Origin of the sequence: Polynucleobacter aenigmaticus, assembly GCF_002206635.1 — a bacterium.
Taxonomy (GTDB): Bacteria; Pseudomonadota; Gammaproteobacteria; order Burkholderiales; family Burkholderiaceae; genus Polynucleobacter; species Polynucleobacter aenigmaticus.
Window position 1 is genome coordinate 34,876 of the sequence record NZ_NGUO01000001.1, and the last position, 17,410, is coordinate 52,285.

At 48.4% G+C, this 17,410-nt stretch carries 12 protein-coding genes; 7 read left to right on the top strand and 5 right to left on the bottom strand.

Annotated features, from left to right (window positions below; genetic code table 11):
- Positions 1 to 7 precede the first annotated feature (7 nt).
- Positions 8 to 2,398, bottom strand: a complete 2,391-nt coding sequence (locus CBI30_RS00160) for a UvrD-helicase domain-containing protein (RefSeq protein WP_088526333.1) — start codon at positions 2,396 to 2,398, stop codon at positions 8 to 10.
- Positions 2,399 to 2,422: 24 nt separating this feature from the next.
- Between CBI30_RS00160 and CBI30_RS00165 the strand changes: the two genes are divergently transcribed.
- Both CBI30_RS00165 and galU read left to right on the top strand, forming a co-directional pair.
- Positions 2,423 to 5,323: a valine--tRNA ligase gene (locus CBI30_RS00165; protein WP_088526334.1), complete on the top strand. Its 2,901-nt coding sequence runs from the start codon at positions 2,423 to 2,425 to the stop codon at positions 5,321 to 5,323.
- A gap of 42 nt (positions 5,324 to 5,365) precedes the next feature.
- Positions 5,366 to 6,250, top strand: a complete 885-nt coding sequence (gene galU / locus CBI30_RS00170; protein WP_088526335.1) for a UTP--glucose-1-phosphate uridylyltransferase GalU — start codon at positions 5,366 to 5,368, stop codon at positions 6,248 to 6,250.
- A 113-nt stretch (positions 6,251 to 6,363) separates the two neighbouring features.
- Here galU and CBI30_RS00175 read toward each other — a convergent pair whose 3' ends face one another.
- The gene (locus CBI30_RS00175) at positions 6,364 to 6,591 is read right to left on the bottom strand and encodes a sulfurtransferase TusA family protein (RefSeq protein WP_088526407.1); all 228 of its coding nucleotides are present in this window, start codon (positions 6,589 to 6,591) and stop codon (positions 6,364 to 6,366) included.
- An 8-nt stretch (positions 6,592 to 6,599) separates the two neighbouring features.
- Positions 6,600 to 9,224 carry an alanine--tRNA ligase gene (alaS, locus tag CBI30_RS00180; RefSeq protein WP_088526336.1) on the bottom strand — a complete coding sequence of 875 codons (2,625 nt, stop codon included), beginning with the start codon at positions 9,222 to 9,224 and terminating at the stop codon, positions 6,600 to 6,602.
- 127 nt (positions 9,225 to 9,351) lie between these two features.
- Between alaS and CBI30_RS00185 the strand changes: the two genes are divergently transcribed.
- The 3 genes from CBI30_RS00185 to CBI30_RS00195 all read left to right on the top strand — a co-directional run bounded on the left by CBI30_RS00185 (position 9,352) and on the right by CBI30_RS00195 (position 13,187).
- Entirely contained in the window at positions 9,352 to 9,810 is a 459-nt protein-coding gene (locus CBI30_RS00185) for a tripartite tricarboxylate transporter TctB family protein (protein WP_088526337.1), read from the top strand.
- Positions 9,811 to 9,829: 19 nt separating this feature from the next.
- Positions 9,830 to 11,332, top strand: a complete 1,503-nt coding sequence (locus tag CBI30_RS00190; protein WP_088526338.1) for a tripartite tricarboxylate transporter permease — start codon at positions 9,830 to 9,832, stop codon at positions 11,330 to 11,332.
- 82 nt (positions 11,333 to 11,414) lie between these two features.
- On the top strand, positions 11,415 to 13,187 hold the full coding sequence (locus tag CBI30_RS00195; RefSeq protein ID WP_088526339.1) for a glutamine--tRNA ligase/YqeY domain fusion protein: 1,773 nt from the start codon (positions 11,415 to 11,417) through the stop codon (positions 13,185 to 13,187).
- Here the strand turns inward: CBI30_RS00195 and CBI30_RS00200 are convergent.
- Entirely contained in the window at positions 13,168 to 14,055 is an 888-nt protein-coding gene (locus CBI30_RS00200) for an SDR family oxidoreductase (protein WP_088526340.1), read from the bottom strand. The genes CBI30_RS00195 and CBI30_RS00200 overlap by 20 nt on opposite strands.
- A gap of 36 nt (positions 14,056 to 14,091) precedes the next feature.
- Between CBI30_RS00200 and CBI30_RS00205 the strand changes: the two genes are divergently transcribed.
- On the top strand, positions 14,092 to 15,132 hold the full coding sequence (locus tag CBI30_RS00205) for a CDP-6-deoxy-delta-3,4-glucoseen reductase (RefSeq protein ID WP_088526341.1): 1,041 nt from the start codon (positions 14,092 to 14,094) through the stop codon (positions 15,130 to 15,132).
- Positions 15,133 to 15,199: 67 nt separating this feature from the next.
- Positions 15,200 to 16,393 carry an acetylornithine transaminase gene (locus CBI30_RS00210; protein WP_088526342.1) on the top strand — a complete coding sequence of 398 codons (1,194 nt, stop codon included), beginning with the start codon at positions 15,200 to 15,202 and terminating at the stop codon, positions 16,391 to 16,393.
- Positions 16,394 to 16,462: 69 nt separating this feature from the next.
- On the opposite strand, the gene ispH is transcribed toward CBI30_RS00210, so the two are convergent.
- A complete protein-coding gene (gene ispH, locus CBI30_RS00215) occupies positions 16,463 to 17,407 on the bottom strand; it encodes a 4-hydroxy-3-methylbut-2-enyl diphosphate reductase (RefSeq protein ID WP_088526343.1) in 945 nt (314 codons plus the stop codon).
- Positions 17,408 to 17,410 lie beyond the last annotated feature (3 nt).

Sequence of the window (17,410 nt, forward strand, 5' to 3'; positions counted from 1 at the left end):
TAGCCGATCAGTCTATCGCTGCAAGCTTGGCAATACTGAGCTGCAGCCACTTCACACCATGACGCTTGAAGTTCACTTGAGCTCGGGCATCTGCATCATTACCCTCTAAACCTGTCACGCGCCCCTCACCAAACTTGGTGTGGAAAACATTTTGACCAATAGTGAATGGGTAATTGCCTCGTGGCGGCGAAGCCATTCTGGTCACGGTTGTAGAGGCAGAGCCAACACGCCCAAGCTGCTTAGCAGGTCGCTGACGATCACTACCAGAGTCAAAAAAATCATTAGTCTCTGAGTCACGCTGACGGGTATAGCCATCTTGCCAGGCGGATCCTGAACGACCGGCATTACCGTAACTATTACCGCCATTCCAGCGAGCATCTTTCACCTTCGGAGTGAGCCACTTCAATGAATCGGATGGCAACTCTTCCAAGAAGCGAGATGGCATGTTGTAGCGCACCTGACCATGCAGCATTCTGGATTGGGTATGAGAGAGATAGAGGCGCTCTTTGGCGCGGGTAATCGCTACGTACATCAAGCGGCGCTCTTCTTCTAAGCCGTTCTGCTCATTAATGCTGTTCTCATGCGGAAACAAGCCCTCTTCTAGGCCAGTAATAAATACTGCCGTGAACTCCAAGCCCTTGGCAGAGTGAACAGTCATGAGTTGAACGGCGTCTTGACCTGCTTGCGCTTGGTTGTCGCCAGCCTCCAATGATGCATGTGAGAGGAATGCTGCTAAGGGTGATACCTCCACCATACCAGGGGCATTCTCACCCGGCAGAGTAGCAGCACTTGCATCTTGACCATAACCCTCTTCTGCAATAAATGCAGTGGCCGCATTAATCAATTCTTGTAAGTTCTCTACCCGGTCTTGACCTTCACGCTCTGAGAGGTAGTGCTGAATGAGGCCACTATGCTGAATCACGAACTCCACCGTCTCGGGTAAGGTGTTGTGGCGAGTTGCTTCGCGCATGTGATCAACCAAACGCACAAAGCCGCCGAGCGCTGCACCTGCTTTGCCATCCAGAGTCGATGCTGCTAAATACAAGGAGCTATTCTGAGCGCGAGCCGCATCTTGCACAGCCTCAATGGATCTCGCACCAATACCGCGTGTCGGGAAATTGACCACTCGTGAGAATGAGGTGTCGTCGTTGGGGTTTTCCAAAAGACGTAAGTAAGCTAAGGCATGCTTGATCTCAGCGCGCTCAAAAAAGCGTAATCCACCATAAACACGATAGGGAATCGCTGCAGAAAATAAGGCGTGCTCAATGATGCGTGACTGCGCATTGCTTCGATAAAGTAAGGCGATTTCAGTACGCTTGATACCGCTATTGACTAGCGCTTTGATTTCATCAACGAGCCAAGCTGCTTCAGCGTGATCGCTTGGCGCATCGTAGATGCGGACTGGCTCGCCATGCCCCGCATCAGTGCGAAGGTTTTTCCCAAGGCGATCAGTGTTATTCGAAATCAGGTAGTTCGCAGTATCTAAGATGTGGCCATGCGAGCGATAGTTCTGCTCGAGCTTGACCATCATCGGGTGGTATTGCTTTTCGTAGAGACGCATGTTTTCGACGTCAGCACCACGGAAGGCATAAATACTTTGATCGTCATCGCCCACTGCGAAGACTGCACTACTGCCAGCACTGCTGACATTGACGCGACTGGCATCGTGCCCAGAAAGCAATTTGAGCCAAGCGTACTGCAAGGCATTGGTGTCTTGGAACTCATCAATCAAGATGTGACGGAAACGCTCTTGGTAATGCGTGCGAATCGCTTCGTTATGCTTGAGCAATTCATAGCTGCGCAATAAGAGTTCCGCAAAGTCGACTACGCCTTCACGCTGGCACTGCTCATCGTAGGCTTCGTATAGCTGAGCCATCTTGGCCTGGAAATCATCCCCTACGGATAGTTCACGAGCACGCTGACCACGCTCTTTGGCATGCGCAATGAAGTATTGCAGCTGCTTAGGGGGATATTTCTCATCATCGACCTTTAAACCCTTTAAAAGACGCTTAATGGCAGATAACTGATCTTGGGTATCCAAAATCTGAAAAGTAGACGGCAAACCAGCTTCTTTATGGTGCGCACGCAATAAACGGTTACAAAGACCATGAAAAGTGCCGATCCACATGCCGCGGGTATTGATGGGCAACATGGCGCTTAAGCGCAGCATCATCTCCTTGGCAGCCTTATTAGTGAAGGTGACCGCTAAGACCCCAATAGGTGAAACCTGGCCTGTTTGGATCAGCCAAGCTATACGGGTAGTGAGTACGCGGGTCTTTCCGCTACCAGCGCCAGCCAGGATCAGGGCGGACTGGGCCTGAGCATGTTGATTGACGGGCGGGAGGGTCACTGCCTCGCGTTGTTCTGGATTAAGGTTTGCGAGGAGGTCTGAGTACATCGCCCCAATTATAATTTGCCTCTTATGCCAAATGCTTCGAATACCCCTAATTTACCCAATTCTCAATTAGCCAGTTCTTTAGACGAACTAGCCAAATCCTACGAACCCGCTCCAATTGAAGCTTATTGGGGCCTGGAATGGGAGCGCCGAGGCATTGCCGATGCCACTCTAGATGAAGGCAAAGTGGATTTCTCCATCCAGTTGCCCCCACCGAACGTGACCGGCACCTTGCATATGGGTCATGCCTTCAACCAAACCATCATGGATGGTTTGGTACGTCACGCTCGCATGTCTGGGAAAAATACCTTGTGGGTACCGGGCACAGATCATGCCGGTATCGCCACGCAAATTGTTGTTGAACGCCAACTCGATGCGAAAAAAGTTTCTCGCCATGATCTAGGTCGCGAGAAATTCTTAGAAAAAGTCTGGGAATGGAAAGAAACTTCAGGCTCCACCATTACCCGTCAGATTCGTCGCTTAGGTGCATCGATTGATTGGGGTAAAGAATATTTCACCATGGACAGCAAAATGTCCAAGGCCGTTGTGGAAGTATTTGTACGCCTGCATGAGCAAGGTTTAATCTACCGCGGCAAACGTCTGGTGAACTGGGATCCAGTCCTTGGCACTGCGGTTTCAGATTTAGAAGTGGTAAGCGAAGAAGAAGATGGCTCGATGTGGCACATCCGCTACCCCTTAGCCGATGGCTCTGGACACCTGACCGTTGCCACGACTCGCCCAGAAACTTTATTGGGTGACGTTGCTGTCATGGTCAACCCAGATGACGAACGCTACAAACATCTCATCGGCAAGTCCGTACAACTACCACTTTGTAATCGTGAGATCCCTATCATTGCAGATGATTATGTGGATTTAGATTTTGGTACCGGCGTTGTTAAAGTCACGCCAGCACATGATTTCAATGACTATGCCGTTGGCCAGCGACATCAATTACCGCTCATTAATATTCTGACTCTCGATGCGAAGATCAATGAGAACGCACCCGCTGTATATCAAGGCTTAGAGCGTTTTGTGGCGCGCAAGCAAGTAGTTGCTGATTTAGAGACTGCAGGACTGTTAGATAAAGTACAGCCTCACAAATTAATGGTGCCGCGCGGCGATCGCACTCAAACTATCATTGAGCCTATGCTCACTGATCAGTGGTTTGTTGCAGTATCCAAACCAAGTCCTGATAACAAATATCAACCTGGCTCATCCATTGCCGGCGCCGCTTTAGAAGCCGTGACTAAGGGTGATATCAAACTTGTTCCGGAAAACTGGATTAGCACCTACACCCAATGGCTTGAAAATATTCAGGACTGGTGCATCTCTCGACAACTCTGGTGGGGCCATCAAATCCCCGCCTGGTATGGCGATGACGGCCAAATCTTTGTAGCGCGCTCTGAAGAAGAAGCCAAAGTCAAAGCATCAACCGCTGGCTATACAGGCCAACTCAATCGTGATCCCGATGTCTTAGACACTTGGTTTAGCTCAGCACTAGTGCCATTTAGCTCTTTAGGCTGGCCTGAAGAGACGCCTGCGCTCAAGCACTTCTTACCTTCATCAGTATTGGTGACTGGATTTGACATCATCTTCTTCTGGGTTGCCCGCATGGTGATGATGACTTGCCACTTCACGGGCAAGGTACCATTTAATACGGTATATGTACACGGCTTAGTGCGTGATGCCGAAGGCCAGAAGATGAGTAAGTCCAAAGGCAATACTTTAGATCCAATCGATTTGATTGATGGCATCCAGATTGAGGACTTAGTTGCCAAGCGTACAACCGGCTTGATGAATCCCAAGCAAGCTGAAAGCATTGGTAAGAAAACCAAGAAAGAGTTTCCGGATGGCATTCCAGCGTTTGGTACAGATGCGCTGCGTTTTACCTTCGCCTCACTCGCCTCACTCGGTCGCAATATTAACTTTGATCAGAAGCGCTGCGAAGGCTATCGCAATTTCTGTAACAAGCTGTGGAATGCAACGCGCTTTGTTCTAATGAACTGCCCAGGCACCAATGAAGAAAATGGCTTTGCACCGTGCGATAACGAATGTGGTCCTGAGGGCCAGTTAGACTTTTCTCCTGCAGACAGATGGATTGTTTCGCTACTGCAAAGAACGGAGGCTGATATAGCCAAGGGCTTCCAGAACTACCGCTTTGATAATATCGCCACCAGCATTTATCAATTTGTTTGGGATGAGTATTGCGATTGGTACCTAGAACTTGCAAAGGTTCAATTGCAGACTGGGACCCCCGCACAGCAACGAGCTACCCGCCGTACGCTCTTGCGCGTTTTAGAAACCATCTTGCGCATGGCTCACCCACTGATTCCATTTATCACTGAAACACTTTGGCAGACTGTTGGACCAAAGGTTGGTAAAGAATTGGCAAAGCAAGATAAACAAACCATTGCACTTCAACCTTACCCTGTTGCTCAACTCGACAAGATTGACGAGCAAAGCGAGGCCTGGGTTGCTCAAATTAAATCCATCGTGGATGCCTGCCGTAATCTACGTGGCGAGATGCAAGTTTCCCCTGCGCTCAAGGTGCCTTTGTGGATTAGCGGACCACAGGATTTCCTAAATAAGGCAAGCCCTTACCTCACGGCATTGGCTAAGCTTTCAGAAGTCAAAATCTATGATGATGAATCCGCTCTAGAGAAAGATGCGCCTGACGCACCAATGGCTCTGGTTGGTAACTTGAAGTTATTACTCAAAATTGAAGTGGATGTTGCGACTGAAAGAATTCGCCTGAGCAAGGAAATTGAGCGCTTGGCCAATGAAATCACAAAGGCACGCAGTAAGCTGGGTAATGAAAGCTTTGTGGCTAGAGCTCCAGAAGAGGTTGTAGCTCAGGAAAAGCAACGCCTTGCTGGCTTTGAGCAAAATCATGAGAAGCTTGTTGCACAATTAGAGCGACTCAAATAAAAATAGCCAACTAAAGTAAAGTCTAAAGCGATCGGAATTTCCATGCAATTAAGCACTAAAGCCGTTACCAAGGCCGTCTTCCCGGTTGCAGGACTAGGAACTCGCTTCCTGCCAGCCACTAAGGCTAGTCCGAAAGAGATGCTCAATGTGGTGGATAAGCCGCTCATCCAATATGCGGTTGAAGAGGCGATTGCTGCCGGCATTACCGAAATGATTTTCGTTACCGGTCGCAGCAAACGTGCAATTGAGGATCACTTTGATAAAGCCTATGAATTAGAGGCTGAGCTCGAAGCCAAAAATAAAACTGCCTTGCTAGAGATTGTGCGCAGCGTTAAACCAAGTCATGTGGATTGCGTTTATGTCCGCCAACCCGAAGCATTAGGTCTTGGTCATGCTGTCTTGTGTGCAGAAAAACTCGTACGTGATGAGCCCTTTGCCATCATTCTTGCAGATGACTTGCTCGACGGCAAGACACCAGTACTAAAACAAATGCTCAAGGTATTTGACGAGCAAAATGGTTCGGTCTTGGCTGTCGAAAAAATTGATCCTGCCAAAAGTAGTTCCTATGGAATTGTTGATGGTATTGAAGTGAGTAAGGGCATCTATCGCTTAAATGGGATTGTGGAAAAACCACAACCCAAAGACGCCCCTTCTAACTTAGCGGTGGTGGGCCGCTATGTTCTTTCATCGGACATCTTCAAACATATTCGCAATCTCAAGCCTGGTGCTGGCGGTGAAATTCAACTAACAGATGCGATCGCCTCTTTGCTCAAAGAAGAACCAGTCTTCGCTTATGAATACGATGGTGTGCGCTATGACTGCGGCAGCAAGCTGGGCTATCTCAAGGCTTCTGTTGAGTTTGCTTTGCGTCACCCCGAAGTCAATACTGAGTTTGCAGCCTATTTAAAGAGCCGCTCTTTACTTTAGGCCTAGACCCTTTGATCTCTTGAGAGATGAAAAAGAAAAAGCGGAAATATTTCCGCTTTTTCTTTTTAGTACTCAGCACTGCATCTGCCTGTACTTCCTGGACCGATTAACCCTTATCTTCTCTTCATAAAGAAGACCAAAACATCACCTTCGGTAGTGCTAGATAGGAGCTCATTACCAGTCTGTTTAGCAAACGCAGGGAAGTCATGGGCTGCACCTGCATCGGTCGCTTTTATTTTGAGGATTTCGCCTGATTGCATGGTAGCCAAGGCTTTCTTGGTGCGCAAAATTGGGAGTGGGCAATTCATACCAATGGCATCTACCTCGAGATTAAATTCAATGGCATCACTCATTTAGATGCCACCCAATCTTTAACGCTAGCTAATGCCGCGCCCAACTTACTGGGATCAGTACCGCCAGCCATTGCCATCTCCGGCTTGCCCCCGCCCTTACCGCCAACCTGTTGGGCAACAAAGTTCACAAGGTCACCCGCCTTTACTTTAGCAATCGAGTCTGCAGTCACGCCAGCGATCAAACTTACTTTATCGCCCTGCACTGAGGCTAAAACAATGGCTGCAGTTTTTAGTTTCGCTTTCAGGGCATCCATGGTCTCACGCAATACTTGCGCATCAGCGCCATCCAGGCGAGCAGCCAATACTTTAAGGCCATTGACATCAATTGCTTGGGTTGCCAACTCATCGCCCTGACTTGCAGCGAACTTGGAGTTCACTTTGTCCAACTCACGTTCAGCCTGACGCAGGCTTTCTTGTAGTTGGGCAACGCGATTCACCAAATCACCCGGATGGGTTTTCAGAATCGCCGCTGCTTCATTAATCCTGTCTTCTAGGCCCTGTAAGAAGTTCAATGCATTTCTACCAGTAACCGCTTCAATACGGCGAATACCTGCAGCAACGCCACCTTCAGAAACAATCTTCAAGCTACCAATATCACCTGTGCGACCTACGTGAGTGCCGCCACAGAGCTCTTTAGAGCTACCGATTTCTAATACACGAACCTCGTCACCATACTTCTCACCGAAGAGCATCATGGCGCCCGTTTTCTGAGCATCATCTAATGACATCACTTTTCCAGAAGTTGCGGTATTGGCCAAGATCTCGGCATTCACAATATCTTCCACACGACGAATCTCAGCTGCAGTAATGGGCGCATTGTGAGTGAAGTCAAAACGGGTTTTGCTAGCATCTACCAAAGAACCCTTTTGCTGTACATGATCGCCAAGCACTTCACGCAATGCTTTATGCAAAATGTGCGTGGCGCTGTGATTACGCATAATTTCTGTTCTTTGCTGAACATCCACCAAGGCATTAAGTACATCACCCACTTTAAGCTCGCCTTCATGAACTTCGCCCTGATGGCCAAATACATCCGCCTGAATCTTGAAAGTATCTTCAACAGTAAAGCGAACTGACTCATTACGCAACTCGCCCTTATCACCAACCTGCCCGCCTGACTCAGCATAAAAAGGCGTGTTATCTAATACGATCACTGCAGCATCGCCAGCCTTCACGGACTGCACAGCAGAGCCATCCACATAAAGCGCGGTCACTTTGGCGCCTTCATGCTTCAAGGTGTCATAGCCATGAAATTGCGTTGGCTTGCCAGAGTATTCCAAGCCTTGGGCTACCTTGAACTTACCAGCCGCTCTTGCTTGATCACGTTGCTTTTGCATTGCCAATTCAAAACCTTCAGCATCCACTGTGACATCACGTTCACGGCAAACGTCAGCGGTCAGATCCAATGGGAAACCAAAGGTGTCATGTAAACGGAAAGCGGTTTCACCGTCAACTGTCTTGACGCCACCAGCAAGCGCACCGTCCAAAATCTCCATGCCATTGGCAATTGTCTGAAAGAAGCGTTCTTCCTCTTGTTTAATCACTTCACTGACTTTATCTTTCGCTGCCAGTAATTCTGGATAAGCTGTGCCCATCTCTTTCACCAGGGCTGGAACGAGTTGATAGAAGAATGGCTTACGGGCACCTAATTTATAACCGTGACGAATCGCGCGACGAGCAATGCGACGCAGCACATAACCGCGGCCAGCGTTTCCAGGAATCACGCCATCCACCACAATAAAGCTACAAGCGCGGATATGGTCTGCAATCACCTTTAGCGATGGGCTCGCTGGGTCGCAATTCTCACCACCAGCAGCATCAACCGCTTCTTTGGCAGCTTTGAGTAAATGAACAAAGAGGTCGATCTCATAGTTAGAGTGAACATGCTGCAAGACTGCGGCAATCCGCTCAAGACCCATACCTGTATCAACGCTAGGTTTAGGCAGCGGATTCATATTGCCGGCTTCATCGCGATTAAATTGCATGAAGACGTTATTCCAGATCTCAATATAGCGATCGCCATCTTCGTCTGGGCTACCAGGAGGGCCTCCAGCAATATGAGGGCCATGGTCATAGAAGATCTCAGTACAAGGACCGCATGGCCCTGTATCGCCCATCATCCAGAAATTATCTGAGGCGTAGCGGGCCCCTTTGTTATCACCAATACGAATAATGCGTTCAGCAGGCACACCAATTTGCTTATTCCAAATCTCGTATGCCTCATCATCTTCCGCATAAACCGTAACGAGCAACTTATCCTTGGGGAGCTTAAAAACTTCAGTCAATAACTCCCATGCAAACTGAATCGCCTCTTTCTTAAAGTAATCCCCAAAGGAGAAGTTACCCAGCATCTCAAAGAAGGTGTGGTGTCGGGCTGTATAGCCAACGTTATCCAGGTCATTATGTTTGCCGCCAGCCCGAATGCATTTCTGGGCTGTAGTAGCACGGTGATATGGACGCTTATCAAAGCCTAGAAAAACGTCCTTAAACTGATTCATCCCCGCATTAGTAAATAGCAAGGTTGGGTCATCTCCAGGCACTACCGGGCTGGATGGGACAATTTGGTGGCCTTTTTGGGCGAAGTAGTCCAGGTATGCCTGGCGAATTTGGGAGACTTTCATGCGAATAATTATCGCATTGGCACTAGTCAGGGGCAAACCCTAGGCAAAGCTCCCCAATCCTGCCTTACAATCCCGTAACATTAATAAATAGATCGACATATTTAAGTCGATACACAAGGAGCTCAAGTTGAAAATTCGCAATCAACGGGATTTTGGCGCTGGAATCATGTATATGGTTATCGGCCTATTCTTCACAATAGTTGCCACGCAATACCCAATGGGTACTGCAGCCAAGATGGGGCCCGGTTATTTCCCATTCTTCCTCGGCATCTTGATGTCATTTTTAGGTCTGCTGGTGCTCATTAAATCTTTAGGGGCAAAAGCTGCAATTGAAAGCATTCCCAAATTTAACTGGCGCATCATCGGCTTAATTACTGGCTCCGTAGTCCTTTACGGCATCCTTTTGCCAACCATGGGCTTTGTTGTAGCGGTATTTGTTCTGGTCTTCATGTCGGCCAGCGCGAGTCATGAGTTTCACTGGAAGGGCACTTTAATCAATGCCACCTTCTTGGTTATATTTACCTACTCGGTGTTTGTATTAGGACTGAAGCTTCAGTTCCCATTACTGCCTTTCTTCCTTCAATAACGGACCGGGATACTGAAAAATGGATTTATTTGCTAATTTAGCCCTCGGTTTCGATACCGCATTTACTTTACAAAACCTGCTCTATTGCCTCATTGGTTGTATTTTGGGTACCCTCATTGGTGTTTTGCCAGGTCTTGGTCCAATCGCTACGATTGCCATGCTTTTGCCAGCAACCTACGCCTTGCCTCCAATTGCCGCCTTGATTATGTTGGCTGGTATTTATTACGGCTCACAGTATGGCGGATCTACAACCGCGATTTTGCTCAACATCCCAGGAGAAACGTCCTCGGTGGTGACCGCAATCGATGGTTATCAAATGGCCCGAAATGGTCGAGCAGGTGTAGCGCTCTTTACCGCTGGTATGGGCTCTTTCTTCGCTGGTTGCGTAGCTACCTTGGTATTAGCCGCTTTTGCTGCGCCCCTCTCGCAATTGGCGTTTAAGTTCGGTCCAGCCGAATACTTTTCCTTAATGATTCTAGGGTTAATTGGTGCAGTTGTCTTGGCATCAGGCTCCTTAATCAAAGCGATCGGCATGATCATTTTGGGTCTGTTGATGGGCTTGATTGGTACCGATGTGAACTCTGGCGTTTCCCGCTATGCCTTTGATATTCCTGAATTAAGCGATGGCATTGGATTCGTAGCCGTAGCAATGGGTGTTTTCGGCTTTGCAGAAATCATGGGTAACCTCGAGAAAAAGGGGGAGGATGAGGGCTTCTTAAACAAGATGACCACCATGATTCCAACCAAGCAAGACGTGAAGCGCATGATTCCTTCAATCTTGCGCGGCACAACCATTGGTTCGATTTTAGGGATCTTGCCAGGCGGTGGCGCTGCTTTGGCGGCATTTGGCGCCTACTCGGTCGAGAAAAAATCCTCCAAGTACAGCCATGAGTTTGGTAAAGGCGCAATTGAGGGTGTAGCAGGTCCTGAAGCAGCTAACAACGCTGCTGCTCAAACATCCTTCATTCCATTGCTCACCTTAGGCATCCCACCAAATGCCGTGATGGCTCTGATGGTTGGTGCGATGACAATCCACAACATTCAGCCAGGCCCACAAGTAATGACCAGTAATCCAGCCTTGTTCTGGGGTCTGATCGCTTCGATGTGGATTGGTAACGTAATGTTGATTCTCTTGAACTTGCCACTCATCGGTATTTGGGTAAAGCTCTTGAAGATTCCTTATCGATTTATGTACCCAGCCATTTTGGTGTTCTGCTGTATCGGTGTGTACACCGTTAATAACGCCGTATTTGACGTTTATGTCACCGCAGCCTTTGGCTTGATTGGCTACCTCTTCTTTAAACTCGGTTGCGAACCCCCTCCATTGCTCCTCGGCTTCGTGCTCGGACCAATGATGGAAGAGAACTTCCGTCGCGCCCTACTGTTGTCACGTGGTGATTTCACAACCTTTTTAACCCGTCCACTGTCTTTAGGTTTGCTCATCGCAGCAGCCCTTTTAGTTGTGATCGTGGCCTTACCTGCAGTGAAGAAAACCCGTGAAGAGGCTTTTGTAGAAGATTAATTCTCAATTGCTTCTCAGAAACGAGCCCGCAGCAGTTTGCGGGCTTTTTTCTTTATGGGCGGGGTTTTCTCTACAATGAGCCATGTCCCAAGATAGCAAACCATCCAAAACACCTCCCGGCGCAGTTACCGAGCCATCCAATTTTTTACGCCAGATCATCGATCACGACCTGGCAAGTGGTGCATATCAGAACCGCAGCAATCAAGACGGTGAAGCTATTCCCTCGATCATTACGCGCTTTCCACCTGAGCCAAACGGCTATCTACATATTGGTCATGCTAAGAGTATCTGCCTCAACTTTGGCTTAGCTGCCGACTACAACCAACAAGCAGGTGGTGCGCGTTGCAATATGCGCCTAGATGACACTAATCCCGTTAAAGAGGATGTCGAGTACGCAGACAGCATTTTGGATGCAGTTAAATGGCTTGGTTTTGATTGGGGCACGCATCTTTATCATGCGAGCGATTACTTCGATCAACTCTATGAGTTTGCAGAGATTCTGATTCAGAATGGCAAAGCGTATGTCGACAGTCAAAGTGCTGATGATATTCACACCAATCGCGGTAACTTTGGTCAAGCGGGAAAAAATAGCCCCTATCGCGACCGCACCCCCGATGAAAATCTGGCGCTCTTTCGCGAGATGCGCGATGGCAAATACAAAGATGGTGAACATGTTCTTCGCCTGAAGATTGATATGGCGCATCCAAATATTGTGATGCGCGATCCTGTGGTTTACCGTATTCGCCATACCGATCATCACCGCACTGGCAGCAAGTGGTGCATCTACCCTCTATATGATTTCACGCACTGCATTTCTGATGCGCTGGAGAATGTCTCGCACTCTATTTGCACTTTGGAGTTTGAGAATAATCGTCCGCTGTATGACTGGATCGTCGCTTCATTAGCTGAATTGGGAGTCTTCAAAAATCCTGTGCCCCACCAGTATGAATTCGCTCGCCTCAATTTGACTTACACCATCACCAGCAAGCGCAAGCTTCTGCAATTGGTAGAAGAGAAGCATGTTGAGGGCTGGGATGATCCCCGTATGCCGACCATCGTAGGCATACGCCGTAGAGGATATACACCAGAGAGTATTCGCCTATTCTGTGAACGCATTGGCGTATCCAAGGCCGATAGCTGGATTGATATGAGTACTCTCGATCAAGCCTTGCGGGATGATCTGGAGGCAAAAGCACCGCGCGCTACTGCGGTACTCAAACCACTCAAGCTCGTGATTGAAAACTTTGATGCCTCTGCAAGTGAGTCTTGCTCTGCACCACGTCATCCGCAGCACCCCGAGTGGGGTAATCGCGATTTTCATTTCACAAGAGAATTGTGGATTGAAGAAGATGACTTCATGAAAGAGCCAATTAAGGGCTTCTTCAGACTCTACCCACCGATTGGCGATCAACTTGGTGGACGAGTACGCTTGCGTCATGGCTTCGTTATTGAATGCACTGGCTTTGAAGTCGATGCCAATGGTAATGTGACTCAAGTCAACGCTACTCATTTCCCTGATAGCAAGAGCGGAACCCCCGGTTCAAATAACTATAAAGTTAAAGGGAATATTCATTGGGTAAGCGCTGCAGAGGCTGTGCCTGCGCAAGTGCGTCTCTATGACCACTTATTTAATGACCCACATCCCGACGGTGGCGATAAGAATTTCCTGGAAGCAATCAATCCAAACTCCAAGCAAACCATTACAGCTTATTTAGAGCCTTGCATGAAAGAGGTGAAGGCTGGGGATCGCTTTCAGTTCGAACGTCACGGTTACTTTGTTGCCGACCAAAACGACTCCACCCCTGGTAAGCCGGTATTTAACCGCACAGTTGGTCTTAAGGATTCTTGGAAATAGTTTTCAGAAACTCTGCCACGCTGGGATAGCGTAGCGGGGTTTTTAATTCTTGTAGTCGCGCATTCGTTACACGCCGTGACTCCCGCATAAATGACCAGAGCATGGGGGAAACTATTTTCTGTAACTCTGTACTCGGCAATCTTGGCGGTCGATCCAAACCAAAGGCATCTGCCACTTCATCAAAGTAATCACCCATCTTGGTTTCACCGCCGTCACACGTATTAATGATGCGCTGCGGCTTGCCGTGATATACGGCAGCACATACTAGCCTTGCCAAATCATCGCTTTGAATGTGATTTGAGTACGCATCTTCAGCCGAAATTAATGCAGGGGTACCCGCCTGAATGCGTTCCACCGGTAATCGGTCTGCCGCATAGATGCCAGGTACACGGAGAATGGTGAGGGCCACACCATGGGCAGGCGCCCATAAACGTAGGCTACTTTCAGCATCAACCCGTCGCTTAGCGCGCTCACTTTGCGGATTTACTGGGGTAACTTCGCTCACCCTGCCACCCGCATGATCTCCATAGACGCCGGTAGTGCTCACATAAATCAAGCGCCTGACGGAACCAGAGCCTTGGGCTAAAATTCGGAGGAGGTTGCGAGTTCGGCAATCGCGATGACCTGCATTTTGGGGTGGTGCTAAGTGAATTACGGTTTCTGCCAATCCACTCAAGCGCCACAAGCTGTCGAGCTTATCCAGATCCCCCAAAATCGGAATCGCGCCAACTGCTCTCAACTCCTGAAAACGTGTTTTCTGGGAAGTTAAGGCGTAAACGCGGCAACTTTTCGCAAGCTGCTTGGCCACGCGCAGACCAATGTCACCGCAACCAATAATCAGGATTCGAGATTTACCAAAAGATTGCATAGGTCATATCGTAACGATTTATTGAAAGGAATGAGAGTGTCTTACCAAGTCACGCTCAAAGCGAGCGGGAAACAATTTACTGTCCAGAAGGATGAGACCCTGCTAGAGGCCGCCCTACAGCAAGGCATTACGCTCCCCTACGGCTGTAAAAATGGTGCCTGCGGATCCTGCAAGGGCAAAATATTGGAAGGTCAGGTTGAGCATGGCCAGCATAGCGCTACTGCTCTTAGCCCAGCTGATGAGGCTTCTGGTGGCGCTTTATTTTGCTGTGCCCACCCCAAATCCGATCTCCTCATAGAGGCTCGTGAAGTTCAGGGGGCTAGCGATATTGCTATCCGTAAAGTGCCCTGCCGCGTGAATTCGATTTCAAAACCCAGTGAAGATGTGGCGATTCTCAAGCTACAGCTTCCGGCAACGGAGCGCTTTCAATTTCTAGCTGGGCAGTATTTAGAATTTCTACTGAAAGATGGCCAGCGCCGTGCCTACTCCATTGCAAACGCCCCTAATCAAGATGGCCCTCTCGAGTTGCATCTGCGTCATTTACCGGGCGGTCTGTTTACCGATTTCGTCTTTGGTGCAAAAGAGCCTGCGCTTAAAGAGAAAGATATTCTGCGTTTTGAGGGGCCGCTGGGCAGCTTCTTCTTAAGAGAAGACTCCAAGAAACCGATTATTTTCGTTGCCGCAGGTACCGGTTTTGCACCCATTAAGTCCATCGTGGAACAAATGCAGATCAAGAAGATCCAGCGTCCCATTTATTTGTACTGGGGTGGACGTCGTCCCAGCGATCTCTACCTCGATGCACTCTGCCAAGCTTGGGCAAAAGATATCCCCGGCCTTACCTATATCCCAGTGATTTCGAATGCTTTGCCAGAGGATCGATGGACAGGAAGATCTGGCTTTGTACATCAAGCGGTCATTGCTGACCACCCTAATATGGCAGGTTTTCAGGTCTACGCTTGTGGCGCTCCCGTCATGGTCAATGCGGCCCGTCAGGACTTTTCATCTGAATGTCATCTGCCTGAGGAAGAATTCTATGCGGACTCCTTTACTAGTGCCGCTGACCTTGCAACAAACTAACTCAGTTACTAACTAAGTTAGTTAGCGTGATAATAGAAACCTGATTTGATCTCACCAAGCAAACAATATGAATAAGCCAGCCCAATCCGTAGATGCTCACTCAGTGATGTTTATTACCCCACGACCAGAAGTGGTCATGGTTGAGGGTCAAGGTTCGTGGCTGACAGATAACAATGGCAAGCGCTACTTGGACTTCTTGCAAGGCTGGGCAGTGAACTGCCTAGGCCATAGCAATCCAGGGATGATTGAAGCACTCAATGCGCAAGCCAAGAAGCTGATTAATCCAAGCCCTGCTTTTTATAACGAGCCGATGATTCGTTTATCGAATTTGCTCACGGACAATAGTTGCTTCAATAAGGTTTTTTTTGCCAATAGCGGCGCAGAGGCTAATGAAGGCGCGATTAAATTAGCGCGCAAATGGGGGCAGCTCAATAAATCCGGCGCTTTTGAAATCATTACCTTTGATCACAGTTTCCATGGCCGAACCTTAGCAACCATGAGCGCCTCTGGTAAGCCAGGTTGGGATACCATGTTTGCCCCACAAGTTCCCGGCTTCCCAAAAGCAGATTTAAATGATTTAGAGTCTGTTAAGAAACTCGTGACAGATAAGACGGTTGCAGTGATGCTCGAGCCGGTGCAAGGTGAAGGCGGCGTGATTCCAGTCACCAAAGAATTTATGCAAGGCCTGCGCAAATTCACTAAAGAAAATAATATTCTGTTGATCGTGGATGAAGTGCAAGCTGGTTGTGGTCGTACCGGCAAGCTCTTTGCATACCAGCACTATGGTATTGAGCCAGATATCATGACTTTAGGTAAAGGTATTGGTGGTGGCGTTCCACTAGCCGCACTGATGGCAAGTGATGCTGTTGCTTGTTTCGTACCAGGCGATCAGGGTGGAACCTATAACGGCAATCCACTTATGACTGCAGTGGGGATCAGCGTGATTGAACAGCTCTTGGCGCCAGGCTTCCTAGAATCAGTTCGTGAAAAAGGTGAGTTACTTAGCAAAGAATTACTCTCCATCTCTGAAGAATTTAATTTAAATGGCGAGCGCGGTAAAGGTTTGTTGCGCGCACTCATACTCAATAGTGATATTGGTGGCAAATTAGTTGAGCTGGCTCGTGATCGCAATCCAGAAGGTTTGCTGATTAATTCACCAAGACCCAATCTGCTACGTTTTATGCCAGCACTCAATGTGAGTGATGATGAAATCCGTCACATGTGCAAAACATTGAGAGATCTGCTCAAGCAAGTTGCTTAAAAATACCAAGAGGTAATGCAATAAAGGGGCCTTGAGCCCCTTTATCTTTTATCGCATCAATCAAAGCGCTTACTTACCAACCAAATTTTTCGGTAAAGAGAATGTAACGTCCTCCACCACACCCTCTAGGTTGCGAATGCTGCGCGGACCAAATTCTTGAATCTTACTGACAATCGATTGCGCCAAGCTTTCAGGAGCTGAGGCGCCCGCCGTAAGTCCAACCCGCCTCTTGCCAACAAACCATTCCGCCTGCAACTGCTCGGGAGCATCCACCATGTAAGCAGGTACCCCCAGCTTTTCAGCCAATTCACGCAAGCGATTCGAGTTCGAGCTCGCCTTACTTCCCACCACAATAACCACCTCCACTTGGGGCGCCATGAATTTCACAGCATCTTGGCGATTTTGTGTGGCGTAGCAAATATCTTGTTTACGAGGCTGAACAATATTCGGGAATTTTTGAGTTAAGGCCTCAACGATTTCTTTGGTCTCATCGACAGAGAGTGTAGTTTGGGTAACAAAAGCAATTTTTTCATTCTCAGCAAAAGGCAGGCCAGCAACATCAGCTACTTTTTCAATCAGATAAACGCCTTCATTTACCTGCCCCATCGTGCCTTCCACTTCTGGATGCCCAGCATGACCAATCATCAAGACCGTAAAACCTTCTTTGCACATCTTCACTACCTCAAGATGGACTTTAGTTACCAACGGGCAAGTGGCGTCATACACCTGCAGCCCGCGCTCCTCAGCATCTTTACGAACCTCTTGAGAGACGCCATGTGCACTGAATACCACAATGCCACCTTTAGGAACCTCATCTAGCTCTTCAACAAATACCGCGCCCTTCTCACGCAGGCCATTCACAACGTAAGCATTGTGAACAATCTCATGACGCACATAAATCGGCGCACCAAAACGGATCAGCGCTTCATCCACAATATTGATTGCCCGATCTACACCCGCGCAAAACCCACGGGGTTGCGCCATCAATATTTCTGCAGAATCTGGTGTATTCATCAG

Excerpts from the sequence above, each read along its gene's own strand:
- CBI30_RS00190 (WP_088526338.1), top strand. The coding sequence starts at position 9,830 with ATGGATTTATTTGCTAATTTAGCCCTCGGTTTCGATACCGCATTTACT.
- CBI30_RS00200 (WP_088526340.1), bottom strand. The coding sequence starts at position 14,055 with ATGCAATCTTTTGGTAAATCTCGAATCCTGATTATTGGTTGCGGTGAC.
- ispH (WP_088526343.1), bottom strand. The coding sequence starts at position 17,407 with ATGAATACACCAGATTCTGCAGAAATATTGATGGCGCAACCCCGTGGG.
- CBI30_RS00195 (WP_088526339.1), top strand. The coding sequence starts at position 11,415 with ATGTCCCAAGATAGCAAACCATCCAAAACACCTCCCGGCGCAGTTACC.
- CBI30_RS00210 (WP_088526342.1), top strand. The coding sequence starts at position 15,200 with ATGAATAAGCCAGCCCAATCCGTAGATGCTCACTCAGTGATGTTTATT.
- CBI30_RS00160 (WP_088526333.1), bottom strand. The coding sequence starts at position 2,398 with ATGTACTCAGACCTCCTCGCAAACCTTAATCCAGAACAACGCGAGGCA.
- alaS (WP_088526336.1), bottom strand. The coding sequence starts at position 9,224 with ATGAAAGTCTCCCAAATTCGCCAGGCATACCTGGACTACTTCGCCCAA.
- CBI30_RS00165 (WP_088526334.1), top strand. The coding sequence starts at position 2,423 with ATGCCAAATGCTTCGAATACCCCTAATTTACCCAATTCTCAATTAGCC.
- galU (WP_088526335.1), top strand. The coding sequence starts at position 5,366 with ATGCAATTAAGCACTAAAGCCGTTACCAAGGCCGTCTTCCCGGTTGCA.